The sequence below is a fragment of the Actinomadura monticuli genome (genome assembly GCF_041463655.1).
In the GTDB taxonomy this organism is placed as follows: domain Bacteria; phylum Actinomycetota; class Actinomycetes; order Streptosporangiales; family Streptosporangiaceae; genus Spirillospora; species Spirillospora monticuli.
Genome location: NZ_JAXCEI010000013.1, coordinates 140,432 through 161,775 on the forward strand (window position 1 = coordinate 140,432; position 21,344 = coordinate 161,775).

Genomic DNA, 21,344 nt, shown 5'->3' on the forward strand with positions numbered 1-21,344 from the left:
GACGGCCGCCGGCTCCGGTCCACCTCGCGAAAACGGCGCGAGACCGGGTCGGAGGCGGCTCGGCGAATGGAGGTGGCTCCGGTGACGGCGCAGGCCAGGATCTGGCTGAACGGGGAACTGATCGACCCCGAGCGGGCGGTGGTGTCGGTCTTCGACCACGGCATGCTGGTGGGGGACGGGATCTTCGAGACGGTGAAGGCGTCGAACGGGGAGCCGTTCGCGCTGACCCGCCACCTGCGCCGGCTGGCCCGCTCGGCGGCGGGACTCGGCCTGCCGGAACCCGACCACGACGCCCTCGCCCAGGGCGTGCTGGAGGTGCTGGCGGCCGCGCCGAAGTGGCCGCTGGCGCGCATCCGCATCACCTACACGAGCGGGATCGGCCCGCTCGGCTCGGTGCGCGGCGACGCCGGGCCGACCGTGTCGATCATCGTCGAGCCGCAGGACCCGTTCCCGCCGGCGGCCGACGTGACGGTCGTGCCGTGGCCGCGCAACGAGCGGGGCGCGCTGTCCGGCCTGAAGACGACGTCGTACGCGGAGAACGCCCTGGCCCTCGCGTACGCCAAGGAGCGCGGCGGCGGTGAGGCGATCTTCGGGAACACGGCCGGGAACCTGTGCGAGGGGACGGGCAGCAACGTCTTCGTCGTCCTCGGCGGCCGGCTGGTCACGCCGCCGCTGTCGTCCGGCTGCCTGGCGGGGGTGACGCGGGCGCTGACGCTGGAGTGGTGCGGCGGCGAGGAGGAGGACCTCGCGCTGGACGACCTGTACCGCGCCGACGAGGCGTTCCTGACGTCCACGACCCGCGACGTCCAGCCGATCCGCGCCGTGGACGGCACGGTCCTCCCGGCGGCGCCCGGCCCGATCACCGCGAAGGCCATGGAGGCGTTCGCGGCGCGCGCGGCCGAGCTCATGGACCCTTGATCGGAGAGTGGCGTCCTGGGTCTTACGTGATCGGTTCTTGCGTTCACGTTCGAGGTGACGCCTGATCTCAGGTCACGCTGGACGTGGCGGGGGAGCGCCCGCCCCGCACGGGACGCGGTGGCTCGCCGGCGACCTGCGCTCCCACACCGTCCACAGCGACGGGACGCTCACCGTCCGCGAACTCGCGTGCCTCGCCGCGTCCCGCGGCCTCGACTACCTGGCGGTGACCGACCACAACACCGTCAGCCACCATCCCGGGCTGGCCGAGGCGGGGGCGCACGCCGGCGTCCTGCTGCTGCCCGGCCAGGAGGTCACCGCCGACCTCGGGCACGCGAACGTGCTCGGCGGCACCGGCTGGGTCGACTTCCGCCGGCCGAGCGCCGACTGGGCCGCGTTCGCCGCCGTGCGCGGCGGGCTGATGTCGATCAACCGTCCGCTGATCGGCGACTGCGCCTGGCGCCGCCCGCTGCCGCCGGAGCACCGGCCGAGGTACGCGGAGATCTGGCATTCCTCCTGGTGGGACCGGCGCTGGGGCGCCCCGCTCGCCTGGGCGGACGTGTGGCGCCCCGGCGGCGTCGTCCCGCTCGGCGGCAGCGACTTCCACGACCCGGCCCAGCACAAGACCCTCGGAGAACCCGTCACCTGGGTCCTCGCCGAGACCGCAGGCGGCGGGCCCGGCGACGCCGATGTGCTCGGCGGGCTCCTCGCCGGCCGGACGGCCGTGTCCGCCGGGCGGGACGCGCCCGTCCTGCTGCGCGTCGAGGACGAGCTGATCGCGATCGGCGCCGGGGGGACCGTTCTCGTCCGTCCCGGCGGGCGGCGCACCGCGGTCCGCGGTGACCACGTCCGGATACCGGCCGACCGTCCGGGAATGCACCGTCTGGAGACCGATGAGAACGAGGTGATCGCACTGTGCGGGTAGGGAACGCGGAGCGGGCGGGGAGCCCGGAGCGGGAGATCGTCGTCGTCCCCCACACCCACTGGGACCGCGAGTGGTACCTGCCGTTCCAGCGCTTCCGGCTGCGGCTGGTGTCGCTGCTCGACGGCGTCCTCGACCGGATGGAGGCCGATCCGCGCTGGCACTTCACGCTGGACGGGCAGATGGCGGCCGTCGACGACTACCTGGAGATCCGTCCCGAACGGCGCGACCGGGTGGCCGCGCTCGTCCGGGAGGGCCGGCTCGCCGTCGGTCCCTGGCAGATCCTCCACGACGAGTTCCTGTGCTCGGGGGAGAACATCGTCCGGAACCTGCAGATGGGGATGGCGCGCGCGGAGGAACTGGGCGCCGCCATGATGGTCGGCTACCTGCCCGACCAGTTCGGGCATTGCGCTCAGATGCCGCAGATCCTGAGGCTGGCCGGGATCGAGCACGCGTGCGTGTGGCGCGGCGTCCCCGACCGGGTGCGGACCTGCGCGTTCGCCTGGGAGGCGCCGGACGGGACGGCCGTCCGCGCCCACTACCTCCCCGGCGGCGGCTACGGCAACGCCGCGTCCATGTTCGAGGAGCCCGCAGCGGGGGCGCCGCCGCTGGCCGGCCGCGTCGCCGGGTTCGCCGAGGCGATGGGCCGCTGGTACCCGCGCGGCGGCCCGCTGCTCGCCATGTACGGGGCCGACCACACCGCGCCCGCCCCCGACCTCGCCGACCGCGTCGCCGCCTCCGGGCTCGCCATGCGGCTGGACACCCTCGCCGGCTACTTCGCCGGGGAGCGGCCGTCCGTCGACGGGCTGCCGCACGTGCGCGGCGAGCTGCGCTCGCACGCCCGCGCCAACATCCTGCCCGGGGTGATCTCCGCCCGCGTCCGGCTCAAGCAGCTGATGGGACGCGCCGAGCGGCGCGTCGAACGGTACGCCGAGCCGCTGACCGCGCTCTGGTACGCGGGCGACGCGCAGCGGTTCCTCGACCTGGCGTGGCGGCGGCTCGTCGAGGCGAGCTGCCACGACTCGGTGACCGGCTGCGGCTGCGACGAGACCGCCGAGCAGGTCGCGGCGCACATGGCGGAGGCGGACCAGCTCGGGCGCGCCGTCTGCGACCTCGTCACCGCCGAGCGGGCCGCGTCCGTGCCGCTCGGCTCGCACCTGGTGTTCAACCCTTCCCCGGCCCGCCGCACCGGCCTGGTCACCCTGGACATCCCGTGCGAAGGGGAGCCGGGGCTGGTCACGGGGGACGGGCGGCCCGTGCCGGTGCAGACGCTCGACATCGCCCCGACCGTCCTGGACGACGCCGTCCACCCCGCGTCCGAGCTGCCCGTCCTGCTGGAGCGGGTGTACGGGCGGGTGCTGTTCGGGCAGGAGATCCGCGACTGGTCGGTGTCCCGGGAGGAGCGCACGCTCACCTTCCAGGTGACGTCCCGCGCCGGCGTCCCGTTCGACATCGGCGACGTGCGGGAGGCGCTCCGGGACGCGGACGGGGAGTGGCGCGTCCGGATCCTCGCCGACCCGCGCCGCACCGTCGCGGCGCTCGTCGACGTGCCCGCGCTGGGGCTGACCGCCGTCCGGCCCGTCCCCGGCGCCGGGGAGCCGGACGGCCCGGTGCGCGCCGAGCGGAACGTCCTCGACAACGGGCTGCTGCGCGCCGAGGTGCACGCCGACGGCACGCTCGGGCTGCGCACCCCGTCCGGGCACGTCGTCGAGGGCGTCGGCCGCATCGTGGACGGCGGCGACCTGGGCGACTCCTACAACTACGCGCCGCCCGCCCGCGACCGGATCGTCGGCGACCCGCTGACCGTGGACGTCGAGCCCGTGTCGGGCGGGCCGCTCGTCGCGGCGCTCGACATCGTCCGGACCTACCGGTGGCCCGCGTCCGGCGACCTGCCCGGCGACGCGCGCTCGGAGGCCGAGGAGGACGCGACCGTCGTCACCCGCGCCGAACTGCGGGCCGGCGAGCCGTTCCTGCGGCTGCGCGTCACCTTCGACAACCGCTCCGACGACCACCGCGTCCGGCTGCACCTGTCGCTGCCGCGGCAGGCGCACTCGTCCTTCGCCGAGGGCCAGTTCGCGATCACCGAGCGGGGGCTGACGGCGGAGGGCGGCTTCGGGGAGCGTCCGGTGCCGACGTACCCCGCGTCCGGGTTCGTCGCCGCGGGCGGCCTCGCCGTCCTGCTGGAGCACGCCACCGAGTACGAGATCGCCGGCGCGGGGCGGGAGATGGCGCTCACCCTGCTGCGCGCGGTCGGGTACCTGTCCCGGGACCGCAACGCCTACCGGGACCAGCCCGCCGGGCCGCAGCTGCCGACCCCGGGCGCCCAGTGCCGGGGCGAGCGCGCGGTCGGCATGGCGATCATGCCCTACGACGGCGAACGGCCCGGCGCGGGCGTCGTCCGCGCCGCCGAGGAGTACCGGCACGACCTGCTCACCGCCGCCGGATACGGGCACATGTCGGTGCCCGCCCCCGCGTCGAGGGAGGGCATCGCGATCAGCGGTGACGGCGTGGTCATGACCTCGCTGCGCGCCCGCGACGGCTGGGTGGAGACCCGGATGGCCGCCCAGAGCGAGCAGCCCGTCACGGCCGTGCTGAGCGGCGGCTTCACCGAGGCCGTCCGCGTCGACCTGCGCGGGCGCCCCGGCATCCCGCTCGACGTGCACGGCGGGACGGCCACGCTGGCGCTGCGCCCCTGGGAGATCGCGACCGTGCGGCTCAGGATGCGCTAGCGGGCGGCCTCGGCGGCGCCGGGCTCGCGCTGCGGCCCGCCGGTCCTCCCGGACGCCCGGACCCGGCGCGCCGCCGGCGCGGCCTTCTCCGCCGGATGCGCGGCGTCCGCCGCCATCGCCGCGCCCACGATGCCCGCGTTGTTCACCAGCCGGGCCGGGACGACCTCCGCCCGCACCCCCTCGATCAGCGGCAGGAAGTGCTCGGACTTGCGGCTCACCCCGCCGCCCACGATGATCAGCGACGGCGAGATCAGCGCCTCCAGATGCGCCATGTACACGCTGAGCCGCTTCGCCCACCTGCGCCAGCCGAGGCCTTCCTCGGTGCGCGCCTTCGCGGACGCGCGCAGCTCGGCGTCCATCCCGTCGATCTGGATGTGCCCGAACTCGGTGTTCGGGACGAGGACGCCGTCGGTGAACAGCGCGCTGCCGATGCCCGTCCCGAGCGTCAGCAGGACGACGGTGCCGCGCCGGTCGCGTCCCGTGCCGAGCCGCATCTCCGCCACCCCGGCCGCGTCCGCGTCGTTGAGCACCGTGACCTCCCGGCCGGTGGCCTCGGCGAACAGGTGCGCCGCGTCCACGCCGAGCCAGTGCTTGGAGACGTTCGCCGCCGACATCGCCACACCGTCGATCACCACGCCGGGATAGGTGACGCCGACCGGCCCGTCCCACCCGAAATGGTCGACGATCTCCGCGAGGACCTTCGCGACCGGCTTCGGCCTGGCGGGCCGCGGCGTGTCGAGCCGGAACCGCGCCCGCGTGAACGCGCCGTCGGACAGGTCGACCGGAGCCCCCTTGATCCCCGATCCGCCGATGTCGATCCCCAGCATCTCTCGTGCCATGCCTTCACTCTGCCCGACCTCCGCCGGGGCTAAGAGTTCTCCGCGAACTGGAGGCCGACCACGCCGATGACGATGAGCGCCAGGAACGCGACGCGGGCCGGCGCGGTGCTCTCGCCGAACGCGATCATGCCGACCGCCGCCACGCCGAGGGCGCCGAGGCCGGTGAAGACGGCGTAGGCGGTGCCGACCGGCAGGTCGCGCAGCGACAGCGACAGCACGACGACGCTGAGCAGCGCGACCGCGAGGCCGACGGCGGCGGGCCACGGCTTCGTCAGGCCGTCCGACTCCTTCAGCGCCGCCGCCCACACCAGCTCCATCAGCGAAGCGATCACCAGGAAGACCCAGGCCACGACCCACCCCCCACTAACCGGAAATGTCTCCGCATGACGTTATCCGGAGGATCCTCCGGATACAACCGTGAAGCGGAGCCCTCTCCGGTAACCTGCCGGTGAGTGATCCCCCGGACGGAGGCGGACATGCGGGAGCTGCCGGTCGCGGGCCGTCCGCCCGCCGAACGCGCGGACGCCGCCCTCAACCGCCGCCGCATCCTGCGCGCCGCCGCCGAGGTGATCGCCGCCCGCGGCCCCGCAGCGGTCTCCATGGACGAGGTGGCGCGGGCCGCGGGCGTCGGCGTCGGCACCGTCTACCGGCGGTTCGGCGACCGCGCCCGGCTCGTCTACGCGGTGATCGACGACCGCGAGCGCGACTTCCAGGACGCCTTCATCCACGGCCCGCCGCCCCTCGGCCCCGGCGCGGCCCCGCCCGAGCGCCTCCGCGCGTTCCTGCACGCCCTCGCCGACCGCACCGAGGCCCAGGCCGAGCTGCTGCTCATGGCCGAGGCCGACCCGCCCGGCGCCCGCTTCCGGGACGGCTCGTACGCGCTCTACCACATGCACCTGGCCATGCTCCTCGCCCGGATCCGGCCCGGCGCCGACACCGCCTACCTCGCCGACGCGCTCCTCGCCCCGCTCGCCGCCAACCTGTTCCTCCACCAGCGGCGCGTCCGCGGCATGCCGCTGGAGCGCGTGAAGGCGGGCCTGGACGCGCTCGCCGGGGCGCTGATCGCGGCCCCGGAGCCGTCCTGAACTGGACGGATCATGATCGGTCCGGCGAAAGCCTTAACGGGGCGCAGACCAGCCGTCAGACTGGGGGAGTGAACGACTTCGATCTCCTCGTGCTCGGATCCGGGCCCGGCGGGCAGCGCGCGGCCATCGCCGCCGCCAAGCTCGGCCGCAAGGTCGGCATCGTCGACCGCCGCGACATGATCGGCGGCGTGTGCATCAACACGGGGACGATCCCGTCCAAGACGATGCGCGAGGCCGTCCTGTACCTGACCGGCCTCAACCAGCGCGAGCTGTACGGGCAGAACTACCGGGTCAAGGACGACATCACCGTCGCCGACCTCGGGATGCGGACCCAGCACGTCATCGGCCGGGAGACCGACGTCGTCCGCAGCCAGCTCGCCCGCAACCACGTCACCGTGCTGCCGGGCACGGGACGGTTCCTGGAGCCCAACACGATCGGCGTCACCGGGACCGGCGACCGCGAGCAGAAGGTCACCGCCGACCGCATCGTGATCGCGACCGGCACCGTCCCGGCCCGCCCCGACACGGTCGACTTCGACGACCGGACGATCATCGACTCCGACGGCATCATCAACATGGACCGCATCCCGGAGACCATGGTCGTCGTCGGCGCCGGCGTGATCGGCATCGAGTACGCCTCCATGTTCGCCGCGCTCGGCACCAAGGTCACCGTCGTGGAGCGCCGCGAGCGCATGCTCGACTTCTGCGACCTGGAGATCGTCGAGGCGCTGAAGTACCACCTGCGCGACCTGGCCGTCACGTTCCGGTTCCGCGAGTCGGTCGCGTCCGTCGAGCGCATGCCGAACGGCGCGATCACCGTCCTGGAGAGCGGCAAGCGCATCCCCGCCGACACCGTCATGTACTCGGCCGGGAGGCACGGCATGACCGGCGACCTCTGCCTGGACGCCGCCGGCCTCGCCGCCGACCACCGCGGCCGGATCAAGGTCGACGACGACTACCGCACCGAGGTCCCGCACATCTACGCGGTCGGGGACGTGATCGGCTTCCCGTCCCTCGCCGCCACCTCGATGGAGCAGGGCCGCCTCGCCGCCCACCACGCCTGCGGCGAGCCCGTCTCGGAGATCCACGAGACCCAGCCCATCGGCATCTACACGATCCCCGAGATCAGCTTCGTCGGCCGCACCGAGGACGCCCTCACCGAGGCCAAGGTGCCCTTCGAGGTGGGCGTCTCCCGCTACCGCGAACTCGCGCGCGGCCAGATCATCGGGGACTCCTACGGGATGCTGAAACTCCTCGTCTCACCGGACGACCGGAGGCTCCTCGGCGTCCACGTGTTCGGGACCGGGGCCACCGAGCTCGTCCACATCGGCCAGACCGTGATGGGCTGCGGCGGCACCGTCGACTACCTGGTCAACGCGGTCTTCAACTACCCCACCCTGGCCGAGTCCTACAAGGTCGCCGCCCTGGACGCGATGAACAAGATGCGCCACATCGCCCGCCTGTCGGGCTAGGACGGCCAGAGCAGGTTCTCCAGTTCGGCGTCGATGTCGATGAACTCGGTCTCCTCGCCCGCCGGGACGGCCTGGTACGTCCGGTGCAGGAAGTCGGCGAGCGGCGACAGCGGCACCTCGAACAGCGCGTCCCCGAACGGGGACGACAGCGCGATGTTGAGCGAGCCGTCGTCGTCGGCGGGCCAGACCTCGACGTCCCCGTCTCCGACCCTGCGCACGATGCCGACCGTGAGAAGCTCCCTAGCGAAGATCCACTCCACCGGTTCGTCGTCGCCCACGTAGAAGGCCATCCGGATCGCGTACGGGTCGTCGGCCGCGTACTCGAGCCCGGCGAGCAGGGGGACGGTCGTGCGGTCGGGGACGACGAGACGAAGGCCCAGCTGTGCTGAGACGGTGGTGCTGCTGTTCATGGCCATTCCCTCTTACGTCGGTCCCGCTGGCTCGCGGGGTGCTCCGGTGGGGTGGTTCTCCCACTCACCGACATCCCCGCGATCTATGACGCCTAACTGCCTGATCTCGGCCGAACATTCCGGCGTCCCCGGCGTTTGTGATCCATCTCACCGTAGCAAAACCTGCGTCTGACCTGCGCAAAAGGGATCTTGCGGAGTCCCGGGCACCCATAATGCGGGACGATCCGCACACTCCCCGGCGTCGCCGCACGCCCGACACCTGGCTTAAGGTAAATCCGTGGCAATCAATGAGGAAAAGGTCGCCCACCCTCCGGAGGAACCCGGACTGTTCCACCGCTTCCGGGACCGGGTACGGCGCAACCCGCTGCTGAACACCGCCTGGCGCGCCGCCGTCTTCACCGTCGGCGCCGCCGTCCTCACCGGCGGCCTGATCATGATGGTCACCCCCGGCCCCGGCCTCGTCGGCATCGTCGTCGGCCTCGCGATCCTCGCCACGGAGTTCGCCTGGGCCCAGCGCGCCCTCCACCGCGCCAAGACCGCCGCGGACCGCGCCAAGGAGAAGGCCCTCGACCCCCGCAAGCGCCGCCGCAACACCGTCCTCGGCGCTCTCACCACCGTCCTGGTGGCCGCCGCCGTGGCCGCCTACCTGGGCGTCTACGGCCTGACCCTCCCCTGGGACATCGAGGACCCCACCTTCTGGACCTGACCCACCCCCTCACATAGCGTAACCATGTGAACCGCATCAGTGGCCGCCGGGTCGACGCCGGCGCCTCCGCGTACCTTCCGGCCACCGTCCTGCTGCTGATCCTCGCCGCCGCCGCCGGCCTCTTCGCCGGCTCCTACTGCTACGCCATGGCCAACCCGGCCCCGCGCTACCTCCCCGTCGCCGTGACCGGCCAGGGCCGGTCGACCGCCTTCGTGCAGTCCCTGGACGACCACCTGGACTCCTCCCTCCGCGTCCACCGCTACCCGACGTACGCCGAGGCCGACGCCGCCGTCGAGGAGCAGCGCGCCTTCGCGATCATCACCCTCGACGGCCGGCAGGCCACCCTCGACACGACCGCCGCGTCCGGCGCCTCCGTGGCCCGCCTTCTCGCCGCCGCGGCCCCCGCCGCAGGCCAGGCCGCCGGCGTCCCCGTCACCGTCCGCGACATCAAACCCCTGCAGCCCACCGACCCGCAGGGCCTCGCCATCTTCTACATGTCCCTGGCCGCCGTCATCGTCGGCTTCGTGGGCGCCGTCCAGCTCAACGTGCACGCCAAGGGCCTCGATCCCGTCGAGCGGGTCGCCTTCACCGCCGCCTACGCCGTCCTGGGCGGCTTCGCCATCTGCTCCGTCATCGACCACCTGCTGGGCGTGCTCGACCTCCCCTTCGGGGAGTCCTGGACCATCTCCTCGCTCACCATGTTCAGCACGGGCATGGTCTTCACCATGTTCAACGCCGTCATCGGCCGCTGGGCCATGGTCCCCACCTGGGGCCTCATGGTCGTGATCGGCAACCCGTCCTCCGGCGGCGCCGTCTCCTGGCCCCTCCTCCCGTCCCCCCTCGGCCTCGTCGGCCGCTGGCTCCCGCCCGGCGCGTCCGTGGAGGCCCAGCACACCGCCATCTACTTCCGCGACCACCAGCACGCCCGGCCCTTCATCATCCTGGCCTCCTGGGCCCTGGTCTGCCTGGCGATCTACCTCCTCTCGCAGCGCCGCCGCCCGGCGGCCGCCCCCGCCTGACCGCAACGGACGCGCGACCACCCCCCGACATGCGCTAGAGTTTCCGAAGCCGGAAACACCCGGGGCGATTAGCTCAGTGGGAGAGCGCTTCGTTCACACCGAAGAGGTCACTGGTTCGAACCCAGTATCGCCCACCCCGTTGTAGCAGGTCAGACTAGGTCTCGGAGATCATTCCGAGGCCTTTTTCGATCTTGAGGCCCCTCCAGGAGCCAAACGGGGAGCCACCGCTCCCAGACTTACGCGGACTTGCTCTGACCGCAGACCGTGTTCATAGTCTCGGCGGGGCTCGAGCTTCTGGCGCGCCGTGGGCTCGGTGTAGAGACCCGGCAGCACCACGACCCGGTCGTTGTTCCCCGAATCGGTCACCGCGGGCTGGATCCCGGCCAGTACGACGGCCGCTCGATGTGCGCCTGCACCGCCTGCACCATGCCGAGTACCAGCACGGCCGCGGCTGCCAGGGGCACCCACAACCTCCTCAGAAACCGCGGGCCCATCCGGCACTCCCTCGCTCAGCGCTCCGAATTGATCCCCCGAACGCTTGCTCGGTACCTATGCGACCACGATCCACAAATCCGAGGAAGTCTCACAAGCAGACTGATACCGATCTTCAGGCCCGCGCGTCCGGTCTCCACCCTCGGCACCGGGAAAAGGCGAACGCCGCGGCGAGCGCGGCGCGCTGGATCTGGCCACCGGAGTGCTGGTCCGGGAGGGGATCCCCAACTCGGTGGGTTATCGGACGGCCCGCGCAGGCGCGTTCGACGCTCCATCGCCGGTACCGGTCTTCCAGGACGCGCAACTGCGCGCCCACGGTGTGCTCCGCCTACGTCGGGATGCTCGACGTCATCAGGCCGTCGAGCCAGCCGAGCGCGGCGGAGCAGGACGCGCGGGTTCCGGCGATTCCGGAGTTCTCGTCGAGTGGCGGGAGCAGCTCGCGCATCTCCTCGGCCAGAGCCGGGGAGACCGAGTTGATCACCTCGTGCCGCAGGACGTTGAACACCATGGCCGCCCGGTGGGCCTCGGCGTCATCGGCCCCCTCGGCGTGCAGTTCCTCGTTCACGGCGGTGAGCAGGCGCCACGCCCGCATCAGATGCGTGGGAGCCGTCACTACATAGTCCTTCTGTACCTCCTCGCCGGCGGCACCGATGACGACGGTCAGGTTCACCGGGCCGGCCGCCGTTCCAAGCTGGCGGCCGAACCCCTGCTGCGTGGTCATGTCGATTCCTCGCTCTTGGGGGACGGGTTCAGGGCAGGCGAACGTGGCCCTTGCGCGCCTTCCAGAGGAAGTACTTCTCGAAGGCGAGCTTGGCCGCGTGGGCCTGGGGGCCGGGAAGGAGCACCCCCGCCTTGCGCGGCGGGAACATGCGGTCGGCAATGATCATGACGCCGTTGTTGCCCGCGTCCATGACGCAGACGGCCGGGATGTCCCCGAAGGCCTTGCGGCGCGGCTGCTCCTCACCGCGGATGCGCGCGGCGATGTTGGCGGCGGCGACACGTGCCTGGACCTCGGTGGGGAATCCGGTCTTGGGGACGCCGATCGGGACGGCGGTGGTCCAGGGGACGGCCACGGCGGCGGCGATGCCCACGGCGTAGATGTCCGGGTGGGCGACCGACTGGTAGGTGTCGTGCACCGGGACGAAGCCCTTGCCGTCGGCCAGGCCCGGGGTCGCGGCCACGACCTGCTGTCCGAGGAACGGCGGGATGATCATCGCGTAGGAGAAGCCGAGCGCGCCGCCGTCGTCGAGCAGGAGCTTGCCGGGGGACGCCTCGGCCATCGCGGTTCCGGTGACGGTCTGGATGCCCTCCTTCTTGCAGAACAGCTTGAGGAGGCGTTCGCCGCCGGGGAGCCCGCCGATGCCGAAGTGCCCGAGGAACGGTTCGGCGGTCACGTAGGTGAGCGGGACCCGCTTCTTCAGCCCGGCCTTCTTGAGTTGGTAGGCGGTGTTGAAGAGGAACTCATAGGCCGCGCCGAAGCAGCCGGTGCCCTGGGTGGCTCCGATGACGACCGGGCCGGGATCGTCCAGCAACCGGCGCCAGCCCTGGCCTGCCTCCACGGCGTCCGGCAGAGTGGTGATCGTGTGGACGCCGTTCGCCGGCTCCAGTCCGGGCAGAACGGTCATGTCGGTGCGGTATCCGGTGGCCACGATCAGGTAGTCGTAGCCGTAGGTTCCCGCCGCGGTGCTCACCCGCTTGGCGAGGGGCGTGATCGCCTGGGCCTCGGCGTGGACGAACTCGACGCCGTGCGCCTCGAAGGTCGGCGCCAGCGGGAAGGTGATGTCGGTTTCGGCGCGCTTGCCGAACGGCACCCAGATGAGTGACGGGTTGAACAGGAACCGGTCGGACGCCGAGATCACCGTGACGTCCACATCGCCGTCCAGCGCGTGTTTGACGCTGAGTGCGGCGGTCAGGCCGCCGAAGTTGCCGCCGAGCACGAGGACCTTCTTGCGCATCGATCTCACCTTCTCCAAGATGCTCGTCTCCAGACTTGCGCCGGTCCGGCGGGCGCGTCAGACGCGAAGGTCCTGTCCGGCAAGGACGTTCGGTCCTTCGTCCCCGCGGTAGGGAGAAGGCGGCCACAGCGGTTCAGCCTGTGGAATCCTCGACCATTTGGCCAGCGGCGGCTCGGGGACTTTGGTCCCTGTCATGGGTGTGGCCGGTGCGGTGGAATATGGCCGGGTGAGAGAAGTCGAGTGGAAGGGACGGAGAAGCGGAGAGCCGTGCACCGTCCATCTCGAAACGCTGCCTAAGCGGCGGAGGGCTTCTCTCACCCGCAAACATGCCTGTGAATGGCCCCTCCGCATTGCCGGCGCGGCTCCGTCAGGCCGTGGCGGGCCTGCCGAGACGGACCCCGCTGCACTGCAGGAGGCGCCTGACGTCTTCGGTGGTGACGATGCCGACCAGCCCGTGCCCGGAGGCGACGACGACGGCGATGAGCCCGTCCGCGACGGGCGCCTTCGACAGTAGCGCGGTCACGGGAGACTCGGGGGCGACGGTCCGGGCGGGGTCCAATGGGACGCCGAGGGCGCCGATCGCGATCCCGGCGTCACGGGAGGGGAGCCGGGCGAGCCGGTCCATCGTGACGGCGCCGACCGGGTCCCCGGTCATGTCCAGGACGGGGAAGATTGACTGGCGCGACCGCATGGCCACGGCCTCGATGAACGGGCCGCGGCCTGTCAGGACCAGCCGTGGTCGGGGTCGGGCGTCATGATGTCGGCTACCCGCAGGCCCCTTGCCGCCTGGCGGAGATCCGTCCAACGCTCCTCGGCTCGGGCAGAACTGAGGATGAACCATCCGACCACAGCCAGCCACAGCCCGCTGAACCAGTTCACCAGCAGCGTCAGCAGACCGGCGCCGATCATCACACGGCCGAGCGTCAGCCCGGCGTGCTGGGCGGTGCGTGTCGCGCCCGCCCGGTCCCCCTGCCGACGCCACAGGAGCGCGCGCAGTACCCGCCCGCCGTCCAGCGGCGCTCCTGGAAGGAGGTTGAACAGGGCAATGAGAGCGTTGGTGGCGGCGAGCCAGCTCAGCGAGGCGGTGACGATGATCGGGGCGCCGAGCGCGCTCCCGGCCGTCCAGGCCGCGGCGAACACCGCGGCGGCGGCCGCGCTGGTCAGCGGGCCGACACCGGCGATGTGCAGATCGGCGCGGGCGGTTGGGGGATCGTCGTCCAGTTCCGCGATGCCGCCGAGCACCCAGAGTGTGATCGAGCCGACCCGCACGCCGTGCCGGCGCGCGACCAGCGCGTGCGCGAACTCGTGCGCGGCGAGCGAGAGCACGAACAGGGCCGAGGTCGCGGCGGCCACCGCCCAGCGTGCGTCCGCGGACGCGCCCGGATCGGCCGCCGGCAGCACCGAGCGGGCGAGGATCTCGGCGATCAACACCATGATCAGCAGCACCGACCAGTGCAATCCGACCGGGATCCCCCGGACCGTGCCGAGCGTGAACGTCCGCTTCATCGCGTGCCTCCTGCCGCTGTCCTCACGCTGGCACGGCGGCCGTCCCGTGGTCAGGGCCGAAGTGCCCATCCCGCCGGGCCGTTGGGCCCGCGTGGCCGGCCGCCCTCCGCGGATTCGGCGCGCAGTGCCGCGACCTCGGCGGTGAGGTCGATCCCGACCGGGCACCAGACGATGCACCGGCCGCAGCCCACGCACCCGGAAGAGCCGAACTGGTCGTGCCAGGTGCCGAGTTTGTGGGTGAGCCACTGCCGGTAGCGGCTCTTGGCGGACGCCCTGACGTCTCCGCCGTGCAGGTGGGAGAAGTCCGGATCGAAGCAGGAGTCCCAGAGCTGCCAGCGTTCGGTGTGATCGCCGGTGAGGTCGGTGGTGTCGGTGACCCTCGTGCAGAAGCACGTCGGGCACACCATCGTGCAGTTGCCGCAGCTCAGGCAGCGTTCGGCGACATCGTCCCACTGGGCGGCGTCCAGGCTCCCCGCCATCAGGTCGTGAAGTCCGACCGCGGGCATCTCCCGGCCCATCCGGCCTGCCGCCGCCGCGACCTCGGCGCCGGCCCGGTCCACGTCCTCGGGCGCCGCGGGCCTCGCCTCCAGATCGTCCATCACGGCGGCGCCCGCGTCGGTGCCCACCTCCACCACGTATCGCGGGCCGTCCTCGCCGATCAGTTCGGTGAGTGCGAGGTCGTATCCGGGGCCTGCCTGCGGGCCGGTGCCCATGGAGACGCAGAAGCAGGTCTCGCCGGGCTCGGTGCAGTTGACCGCGACGATGAAGGCGCCCTGCCGCCGTCCCGCGTAGGACGGGTCGACGTGCCGGCCGCCCGTGAGCACGCGGTCCTGGATCGCGATGGCGCGCAGGTCGCAGGGACGGACGCCGAGCAGCGCCAGCCTTGCGGGGTCCGGCGTGCGTTCCTGGACCTCGAAGCCGTCCTCCGTCCGGTCCGCCTCCCAGAGCTTGACCCTGGAGCGGTGCAGGAAGGGCTTCCAGGACTGGGGCCCCGCGGCGTGGGCGAAGGCCGCGCCGTCCTCTCGACGGCGAAGCCGGTAGCCGCCAGGGGCGAGCCTGACGCCCCATCCGTACGGCAGCCTTTCGGCCGAGTCCAGTTCGGCGAGAACGATGGCGTCGTCGCGCACGGTCGGGCCGATCACGGTGTATCCGGCGCGGTGAAGGGCGTCGCACAAGGGGGTGAGGCTCGCCAGTTCCAGAGAGATCATGGCGCACGGTCCTCCCCCTGCCGGCGTGAGACGTCGGGAGCGGGCGGTATCGCTGAGGCGAACATCGGCTGTTCCTCCGTGTTCAAGGAGATGGTCAACAGGTCGGCGACGGCGTCGACCGCGGCGGCGACGCGCGGGGTCAGTCCGTGCCCGAACCCGAAGTCGGCTCCCTCGATCGCGAGGACGCGCAGCCGCCCGGGCATCTGCCCGACGGCGAGGCCGAGCGCCACGGCGTCGCCGAGGCCGAGCGCGTGCCCGGAGACGGACCGGGCGGAGAGCTCCGCCGCGTCCGCGCCCAGGTCGTGGACCCGGCCGGGCTCGGGCGGGTCGGCGCGCACCGCGTCCACGACGATCGCGAGGTCGGCTCCGGCCCACAGCGCGATGAGCCGGGCGGGTTCGCCGTCGGTGACCGCGAGCGTCGCCGGTACCCGCCCGCGCAGGGCCTCGGCCACCGCCGGGCCGGCGCCGTCGTCGCGGCGGAAGTCGTTGCCCACGCCGATGACGATGGTCATGACCGGTCCACGGTGAGGTCGAGGAAGTGGGTGGAGCAGGAGATGCAGGGGTCGTAGTTGCGGATCGCCTGCTCGCACTGGTGGGTCAGGGCGTGGTCGTCGAGGTGCAGGCGGGTCGCGACGAAGCGGCGAAGATCGTCCTCGATGGCGGCCTGGTTCTGCGACGTCGGCGGGACGATCCTGGCGCCCGTGAGGAGACCGTCGGGGCCGAGGTCGTAACGGTGGTAGAGCACACCGCGCGGGGCTTCGGTGACGCCGTGGCCGGTCCCCTCCCGCGGTGGGACGGGAACGGACGGGCGGGGCGGCGGCTCGTAGCCGGCGATGATCCGCAGCGCCTCGTCCACCGCGTAGACGATCTCGACGGCGCGGACGAGGATGCTGCGGAACGGGTTGCGGCATTCCGCCCCGAGCCCGGCCCGTTCGGCGGCCTCCAGCGCGAGGGGCGAGAGCCGGTCGCGGTTGAGGGCGTAGCGGGCGAGCGGCCCGGTGAGGTACATGTCGCCGTCGGCGAAACGGGCGTGCAGGGCGGTCGAGTGGGGCACCTGCTCCTCGACGATGTTCTGCTCGAACCCGGCGGCGGGGAAGGATCGTCCTCCGCTGCTGCGGAGGGTGCCGCCCTCCAGCGGGTACCGGTCGGCGGACAGGGCGAGGTACTCGTGGTCGTGGGTGAAGTCGGGGAACTCGAACCCCGCCGCCCATTCCACGGTGGCGAGCGCGTCATCGCGTGCTTCCCGCAGGGACTCGGTGAGCGCCGTCAGCTCGGTGCGCGCCGGCGTCCGGTAGAACCCGCCGACGCGGACGTTCACCGGATGGATCTCCCGGCCGCCGAGGACCTTCAGCAGCGTGTTGCCCGTCTTCTTCAGACGCAGGCCGCGCTCGACCACGGCGCGGTGGTCGTGGGCGAGTTCGACCGCCCCGGGATAACCGAGGAAGTCGGGCGCGTGCAGCAGGTAGACGTGCAGGGCGTGGCTCTCTATCCACTCGCCGCAGTAGAGGAGTCGGCGCAGTTCGCCGAGGGTGCCGTCCACGGTCACGCCGCAGGCGGCCTCGATGGCCTGGCAGGCGCTCATCTGGTACGCGACCGGGCAGATGCCGCATATCCGGGCCGTGATGTCGGGGGGCTCGGTGTGGGCGCGGCCGCGCAGGAACGCCTCGAAGAACCGCGGAGGCTCATAGATGTCGAGCCGCACCTCCTCGACCTCCGTGCCGCGCGCACGGACGTACAGCGCGCCCTCGCCCTCGACCCGTGCGAGGGCCCCGACCTTCAGCGTCCTGTCATTGCGGTGCGTCATCGCCCGCCTCCTCCGGCCGGGCGTCCTCGCGGAATGCGGAGACGTTGAAGGTGGACAGCACGCGCCGGGCCTCGCCGTCGGTCATGTCCAGCCACGGCAGCAGCCCGCGTGTGTTGGGCCGGGCGCCGTTCCACGCGGGGGAGGGGCCGAAGCAGCCGTAGCAGCCCCGCCCGTACGCCGGGCATATCGCACCGCAGCCCGCGTGGGTGATCGGGCCCAGGCAGGGAGTGCCGCGGGCGACCATGACGCACACGTTCCCGCGGCTCTTGCACTCGAAGCACACGCTGTGGCCGGGCACGTCCGGCCTGCGTCCGGTGAGGTGGGCGGACAGCACCTCCAGAAGCTGCCGGCGGTCGATCGGGCACCCGCGCAGCTCGAAGTCCACGGGCACGTGCGCGGAGATCGGGGTGGACCGCGCGAGCGTGGCGATGTACTCGGGACGCGCGTAGACGACCGAAGCGAACTCCTCGACGTCGGCGAAGTCGCGCAGTGCCTGGACCCCTCCGGCCGTCGCGCACGCGCCGATCGTGATGAGCGTCCGGGACACCTCCCGCACGTGCCGTACCCGGTCCAGGTCCGCGGGCGTCGTGATCGATCCCTCCACGAGGGACACGTCGTAGGGGCCGTCCCCGGCGGCGCTGGACGCCTCCAGGAAGTGGGCGATCTCGATCACGCCCGTGAGGGCGAGCAGCTCGTCTTCGCAGTCCAGAAGGGTCAGCTGGCAGCCGTCGCAGGAGGCGAACTTCCACACGGCCAGCGTCGGGCGTCCCATCGCTACAGCTCCCTGACGGTCATGAGCGGCTGCGCGCTCTCATACGGCACGACGGGGCCGTCCCGGCAGACCAGCAGCGGCCCGAGCTGGCAGTGCCCGCACCAGCCGAGCCCGCAGCGCATGTTGCGCTCCAACGAGAGCCGGACGTCCGCGGGACGCATTCCGCGCCCGATGAGCGCCTCGGCGGTGACGCGCATCATCACCTCCGGCCCGCAGACGAACGCGACGGCTCGGGCGGGATCGACGTCGGCGGCGCCCACCAGGGCCGTGATCAGCCCGACGTGGCCCGTCCAGCCCGGGGCGGGCCGGTCCACCGTGACCGCGACCTGGGCGCCGCGTTCCCGCCAGCGGTCCAGCTCGCCGGTGAACAGGAGGTCGTCCGGGGTCCGGGCACCGATCAGGATCGCGATCCGGCCGAAGTCGTCCCGCTCGGACAGGACGCGCAGGATCAGCGGCCGCAGCGGGGCCAGTCCTATCCCGCCAGCGGCCAGGACCAGGTCATGGCCACGCGCCGTGTCCAGGTCCCATCCGGTTCCGAACGGGCCCCGCAGCCCGAGCTGCCTCCCCGGACCAGTGGCGCACACGGCCCGGGTCACGGCGCCGACAGCGCGCACGGTCTGCTCCAGGACCGGGACGGTCCGGCTGACGGAGATCGGGACCTCGCCGACGCCGAACGCGTACACCATGACGAACTGGCCGGGCAGCGGCTCGGGCAGCGGCATCCCGACGGGCTCCAGCGTCAGCGTGACCGTGTCGGGGGCCTCGGCGCGCCGGTTCGTCACCCGGTAGGGGACCGGGCTCATCGGGGTGAGCGGGGCCGCCGGCGTCATCGCAGTCCCTCCGGATGCGCGTACAGGTCGAGCATCCGGACCCGGGTGGCTTCGAGCCGTTGCAGCATCACCGCCCCGAACCGGAGGGCGAGGTCGTAGCCGAGCCTCACATCGGCGGCGCAGAGTTCCCGCACCCCGGGCCCGTCGAACCGGAAGGCCGTCACCGGTTCGGTGGTGCTGGCGCCGAACCTCCAGCGGCGCGGGGGGAACAGCCATGACCAGCCAAGCACCGAGGAGGCCGGCAGAGTCTCCACCACCACCGCGCCCCGTCCGGGGATCTGCAGGTCCAGGGCGACCGTCCCGGACCGGATCAGCCAGAAACCCTGGGCGGGGCCGCCCTCCTCGAAGAAGCGGTGCCCGGCCGATACCTCCACGATCTCGGCCGTGGCCGCCAGGGCCGCACGATGCGGCTCGGGCATGCCGGCGAAGAAGCGCTCTTTCCCCAAGCCGTCCGCTGTGACGCCGTTCGTATCGTCCACCTGGCGTAACCTCCCCTCAAGACAACGCTCGGACACGGGAATCGCGGTCAAGAGCAGGCGCGGGCCGCGGCGCGGTGTTGACGACGGTCATCTGGCTCATCGTGTAGTGGCGCAGCATGGCCGCGCCGTACGGGTCGAGCCGGTGGCAGATCCAGTCCCAGTGCAGAGCGACGACGTCCCCTGCGTCCACGGGTACTCCAGGGCCCGGCCGCGCCGTCTCCAAGCGGGGCTCGCCGAGACCGAGGCCGAGACCGTCCCACTCCAGCGGCCGCGATCGGACCGTCACGGTGTCCCCGTGCACCGACACGACGCGCCCCCATCGGACGCGGCAGCGGTCCAGCACCCTCAGCGGCTCCTCCACGAACCCGGCCCTGAGCAGACCCACCCACGGATAGACGCCGAAGACATGGAAGTTGTGGTGCGGGCGGGCGCCGGCCATGGCGAGGGACGCCAGATCGGCCCGCCGACCGCCGAGCCTGTGCTCGAACCGCCCGGTCAGATGGGCCGCCAGCAGGGACGGCCCCACCCGTTCGAGCGGGGGCCCGCCGACCCAGTAGGCGCGGACGACCCTCGCGTCCAGCGGATCCGTGATCCGCGACGCCGCGGCGATGAGCTGGAGATAAGGCCAGGCACCGGAGAACCTGCGGGCCAGCTCGGCCAGCCCGCGGTCGGAGGTCCCGGCCGCGGCGTAGTCCCGCACGGCCGCGCTGTCGCTCGGGCCGCAGTACCCGAGGACGTTCGGCGGGTAGGCGAACCGGGCGAACAGCACGGGACCTGAGATCATGGCGCGGCCCCCTCCGCCGCCCGGCCCCGCGCTCGGAGCGCCGCCATCACGATCAGGGCCGCTCCCGCGAACAGCATCGCCAGGCCGCCCGCCTCACCGGCGGACGGAAGGGTGCCGGTGTCCACGGCCGACAGCACCGCGGTCACCAGAGCGCCCAGGCTCAACACGGCCGTCACGTCGACGGCCGGCGCGAGCGACAGGGCCGTGAACCAGCCCGCGACATACCCGGCGAGCACCACCCCGGTCACCGCCGCCCACAGCCAGCCCTGCCGGTCCAAACCCGTCAGGGCGGACCACCGGCCGCTCACCGCGATCCAGGACACCAGCACCGCCGCCCCTAAGGCCAGCCGTGCGGTGCCGAGCAGCAGCGGCGCCACGTGCGGCAACAGCGACCTCGCCACGATCACCTCGATCGACCACAGCAGCGTCGCCGCGAGGATCAGCACCTCGCCCGAGCCGAACCGGAAGCCGGAGAGACCCCCGTCCGCGAACGCCTGGCCCGCCACCAGCAGCGCGATCGCCACCGCGTGCGGGAAGCGGAGCCGCTCGCCCAGCAGCAGCGGCGCGAGCAGCGCCACCCAGACCACCAGCGTCTTCTGGAGAAAGGCCGCATGGGTGGACGACTCCCTGGCCAACCCTTCGAAGAACAGCACGAACGGGACACTGCCGCCGATGACCGCTACCGCGAGGACTCCTGAGATCACCGTTCCTTTCAGCTGGAGCAATGCCGGGCCCTTGCGGGGCGTCGTTCCGGAACGGCTCGTCCCCACGAGAACGGCCGCCAGCAGCACCCCCGCGGCGATCAGGTTCTTGGCCGTGGTGTATACGGTCGCGTCGCCGGCGGCCCGCACGCCCCGCGCGTTGAGGAAGATCGCCAGGCCGCTGATCGCGGCGGTGCCGGCCGCGAACGCGATGCCCCGCGCGTGCCCGCTCACGGCCGGGCCCCCGGCCCGTCGCGGTGTGCTGAGAGCCTTCCGGCCGCCTCGTCCGCGGTGATCTTGCGGACCGCTATCCCGCTGTGCACGACCAGCCAGTCCCCGGGGGCGACCGGTACGTCCTCCAGTTCGAGGATGACCAAGGACGCGGGGAACCGCGTCCGCCCGGAGTGCACGAGGGCCGTGCCGTCTTCGGCGGCGACCACCTCACCGACCCGTTCCATGCACATCGGCGGTCTCCTCCCGCTCACTTCGGCGGACTACCTCTTGATAACCCCGCTTCATCGCGCCGCATAGGGACCAAGGTCCCCGAGCCGCCGCCGGCCGCGCCCGCTGGATCTGCTCGGCGCCCCCGAGTGCCTTGTCTGGCTGCGCCGGCGTCCACCTCCCGGCCACCGCCTCCCCGCGCGGGCCCGCCCGCCGCCCGCGCCCACGGACCGGGGTCCTCATGGGCCCTCATGGGGCAGGCACGGATCCCCGGT

23 protein-coding genes and 1 tRNA gene are annotated in these 21,344 nt (G+C 72.5%); 8 read left to right on the forward strand and 16 right to left on the reverse strand.

The annotated features are described in order from the left end of the window. The first annotated feature begins 81 nt into the window (after positions 1-81). The 3 genes from SM611_RS27225 to SM611_RS27235 all read left to right on the forward strand — a co-directional run bounded on the left by SM611_RS27225 (position 82) and on the right by SM611_RS27235 (position 4,566). A complete protein-coding gene (locus tag SM611_RS27225; protein WP_371952961.1) occupies positions 82-918 on the forward strand; it encodes an aminotransferase class IV in 837 nt (278 codons plus the stop codon). Positions 919-982: 64 nt separating this feature from the next. Further along, positions 983-1,840: a CehA/McbA family metallohydrolase gene (locus tag SM611_RS27230; RefSeq protein ID WP_371953093.1), complete on the forward strand. Its 858-nt coding sequence runs from the start codon at positions 983-985 to the stop codon at positions 1,838-1,840. After that, entirely contained in the window at positions 1,831-4,566 is a 2,736-nt protein-coding gene (locus SM611_RS27235) for a glycoside hydrolase family 38 N-terminal domain-containing protein (protein WP_371952963.1), read from the forward strand. Before SM611_RS27230 ends, SM611_RS27235 begins: the two co-directional genes overlap by 10 nt. Here SM611_RS27235 and ppgK read toward each other — a convergent pair. Together ppgK and SM611_RS27245 are read right to left on the reverse strand one after the other, a co-directional pair. Beyond that, complete coding sequence (gene ppgK / locus SM611_RS27240) at positions 4,563-5,405, reverse strand: polyphosphate--glucose phosphotransferase (RefSeq protein ID WP_371952964.1); 843 nt, start codon at positions 5,403-5,405, stop codon at positions 4,563-4,565. The two genes, SM611_RS27235 and ppgK, sit on opposite strands and share 4 nt — an antisense overlap. Positions 5,406-5,434: 29 nt before the next feature. Further along, complete coding sequence (locus tag SM611_RS27245; RefSeq protein ID WP_371952965.1) at positions 5,435-5,755, reverse strand: DMT family transporter; 321 nt, start codon at positions 5,753-5,755, stop codon at positions 5,435-5,437. A 102-nt stretch (positions 5,756-5,857) separates the two neighbouring features. Between SM611_RS27245 and SM611_RS27250 the strand changes: the two genes are divergently transcribed. Beyond that, positions 5,858-6,490: a TetR/AcrR family transcriptional regulator gene (locus tag SM611_RS27250; RefSeq protein ID WP_371952966.1), complete on the forward strand. Its 633-nt coding sequence runs from the start codon at positions 5,858-5,860 to the stop codon at positions 6,488-6,490. 68 nt (positions 6,491-6,558) lie between these two features. After that, positions 6,559-7,962: a Si-specific NAD(P)(+) transhydrogenase gene (gene sthA, locus SM611_RS27255; protein ID WP_371952967.1), complete on the forward strand. Its 1,404-nt coding sequence runs from the start codon at positions 6,559-6,561 to the stop codon at positions 7,960-7,962. Here the strand turns inward: sthA and SM611_RS27260 are convergent. Next, positions 7,959-8,372, reverse strand: a complete 414-nt coding sequence (locus SM611_RS27260; RefSeq protein ID WP_067640416.1) for an SsgA family sporulation/cell division regulator — start codon at positions 8,370-8,372, stop codon at positions 7,959-7,961. The genes sthA and SM611_RS27260 overlap by 4 nt on opposite strands. Positions 8,373-8,649: 277 nt before the next feature. Between SM611_RS27260 and SM611_RS27265 the strand changes: the two genes are divergently transcribed. The 3 genes from SM611_RS27265 (at position 8,650) to SM611_RS27275 (ending at position 10,231) form a co-directional block, all read left to right on the forward strand. After that, the gene (locus SM611_RS27265; RefSeq protein WP_371952969.1) at positions 8,650-9,078 is read left to right on the forward strand and encodes a TIGR02611 family protein; all 429 of its coding nucleotides are present in this window, start codon (positions 8,650-8,652) and stop codon (positions 9,076-9,078) included. Positions 9,079-9,104: 26 nt separating this feature from the next. Continuing rightward, positions 9,105-10,097, forward strand: a complete 993-nt coding sequence (locus tag SM611_RS27270; protein WP_371952970.1) for an ABC-2 transporter permease — start codon at positions 9,105-9,107, stop codon at positions 10,095-10,097. 62 nt (positions 10,098-10,159) lie between these two features. Continuing rightward, positions 10,160-10,231 (forward strand) — tRNA-Val (locus SM611_RS27275). Positions 10,232-10,917: 686 nt separating this feature from the next. On the opposite strand, the gene SM611_RS27280 is transcribed toward SM611_RS27275, so the two are convergent. The 13 genes from SM611_RS27280 to SM611_RS27340 all read right to left on the reverse strand — a co-directional run bounded on the left by SM611_RS27280 (position 10,918) and on the right by SM611_RS27340 (position 21,086). Then, entirely contained in the window at positions 10,918-11,310 is a 393-nt protein-coding gene (locus tag SM611_RS27280) for a proteasome activator (RefSeq protein WP_371952971.1), read from the reverse strand. A 28-nt stretch (positions 11,311-11,338) separates the two neighbouring features. Next, complete coding sequence (locus tag SM611_RS27285; protein ID WP_371952972.1) at positions 11,339-12,544, reverse strand: NAD(P)/FAD-dependent oxidoreductase; 1,206 nt, start codon at positions 12,542-12,544, stop codon at positions 11,339-11,341. 367 nt (positions 12,545-12,911) lie between these two features. Beyond that, on the reverse strand, positions 12,912-13,241 hold the full coding sequence (locus tag SM611_RS27290; protein ID WP_371952974.1) for a CBS domain-containing protein: 330 nt from the start codon (positions 13,239-13,241) through the stop codon (positions 12,912-12,914). A gap of 26 nt (positions 13,242-13,267) precedes the next feature. Further along, entirely contained in the window at positions 13,268-14,050 is a 783-nt protein-coding gene (locus SM611_RS27295; protein ID WP_371952975.1) for a site-2 protease family protein, read from the reverse strand. A gap of 50 nt (positions 14,051-14,100) precedes the next feature. Continuing rightward, the gene (locus tag SM611_RS27300) at positions 14,101-15,258 is read right to left on the reverse strand and encodes a 4Fe-4S dicluster domain-containing protein (RefSeq protein WP_371952976.1); all 1,158 of its coding nucleotides are present in this window, start codon (positions 15,256-15,258) and stop codon (positions 14,101-14,103) included. Then, positions 15,255-15,770 carry a hydrogenase maturation protease gene (locus SM611_RS27305; RefSeq protein WP_371952977.1) on the reverse strand — a complete coding sequence of 172 codons (516 nt, stop codon included), beginning with the start codon at positions 15,768-15,770 and terminating at the stop codon, positions 15,255-15,257. Before SM611_RS27305 ends, SM611_RS27300 begins: the two co-directional genes overlap by 4 nt. Then, on the reverse strand, positions 15,767-17,062 hold the full coding sequence (locus SM611_RS27310; protein ID WP_371952978.1) for a Ni/Fe hydrogenase subunit alpha: 1,296 nt from the start codon (positions 17,060-17,062) through the stop codon (positions 15,767-15,769). Before SM611_RS27310 ends, SM611_RS27305 begins: the two co-directional genes overlap by 4 nt. Then, on the reverse strand, positions 17,046-17,834 hold the full coding sequence (locus SM611_RS27315; protein WP_371952979.1) for an NADH-quinone oxidoreductase subunit B family protein: 789 nt from the start codon (positions 17,832-17,834) through the stop codon (positions 17,046-17,048). Before SM611_RS27315 ends, SM611_RS27310 begins: the two co-directional genes overlap by 17 nt. Before the next feature lie 2 nt (positions 17,835-17,836). After that, positions 17,837-18,664, reverse strand: coding sequence for an FAD/NAD(P)-binding protein (locus SM611_RS27320; RefSeq protein WP_371952980.1), 828 nt, complete (start codon positions 18,662-18,664; stop codon positions 17,837-17,839). Next, entirely contained in the window at positions 18,661-19,143 is a 483-nt protein-coding gene (locus tag SM611_RS27325) for a Crp/Fnr family transcriptional regulator (protein WP_371952981.1), read from the reverse strand. The genes SM611_RS27320 and SM611_RS27325 overlap by 4 nt, the downstream gene beginning before the upstream one ends. Positions 19,144-19,159: 16 nt before the next feature. Then, on the reverse strand, positions 19,160-19,927 hold the full coding sequence (locus tag SM611_RS27330) for a DUF6390 family protein (RefSeq protein WP_371952982.1): 768 nt from the start codon (positions 19,925-19,927) through the stop codon (positions 19,160-19,162). Further along, the gene (locus tag SM611_RS27335) at positions 19,924-20,862 is read right to left on the reverse strand and encodes a DMT family transporter (protein WP_371952983.1); all 939 of its coding nucleotides are present in this window, start codon (positions 20,860-20,862) and stop codon (positions 19,924-19,926) included. Before SM611_RS27335 ends, SM611_RS27330 begins: the two co-directional genes overlap by 4 nt. Next, complete coding sequence (locus tag SM611_RS27340; protein ID WP_371952984.1) at positions 20,859-21,086, reverse strand: HypC/HybG/HupF family hydrogenase formation chaperone; 228 nt, start codon at positions 21,084-21,086, stop codon at positions 20,859-20,861. The genes SM611_RS27335 and SM611_RS27340 overlap by 4 nt, the downstream gene beginning before the upstream one ends. Positions 21,087-21,344: the final 258 nt, after the last annotated feature.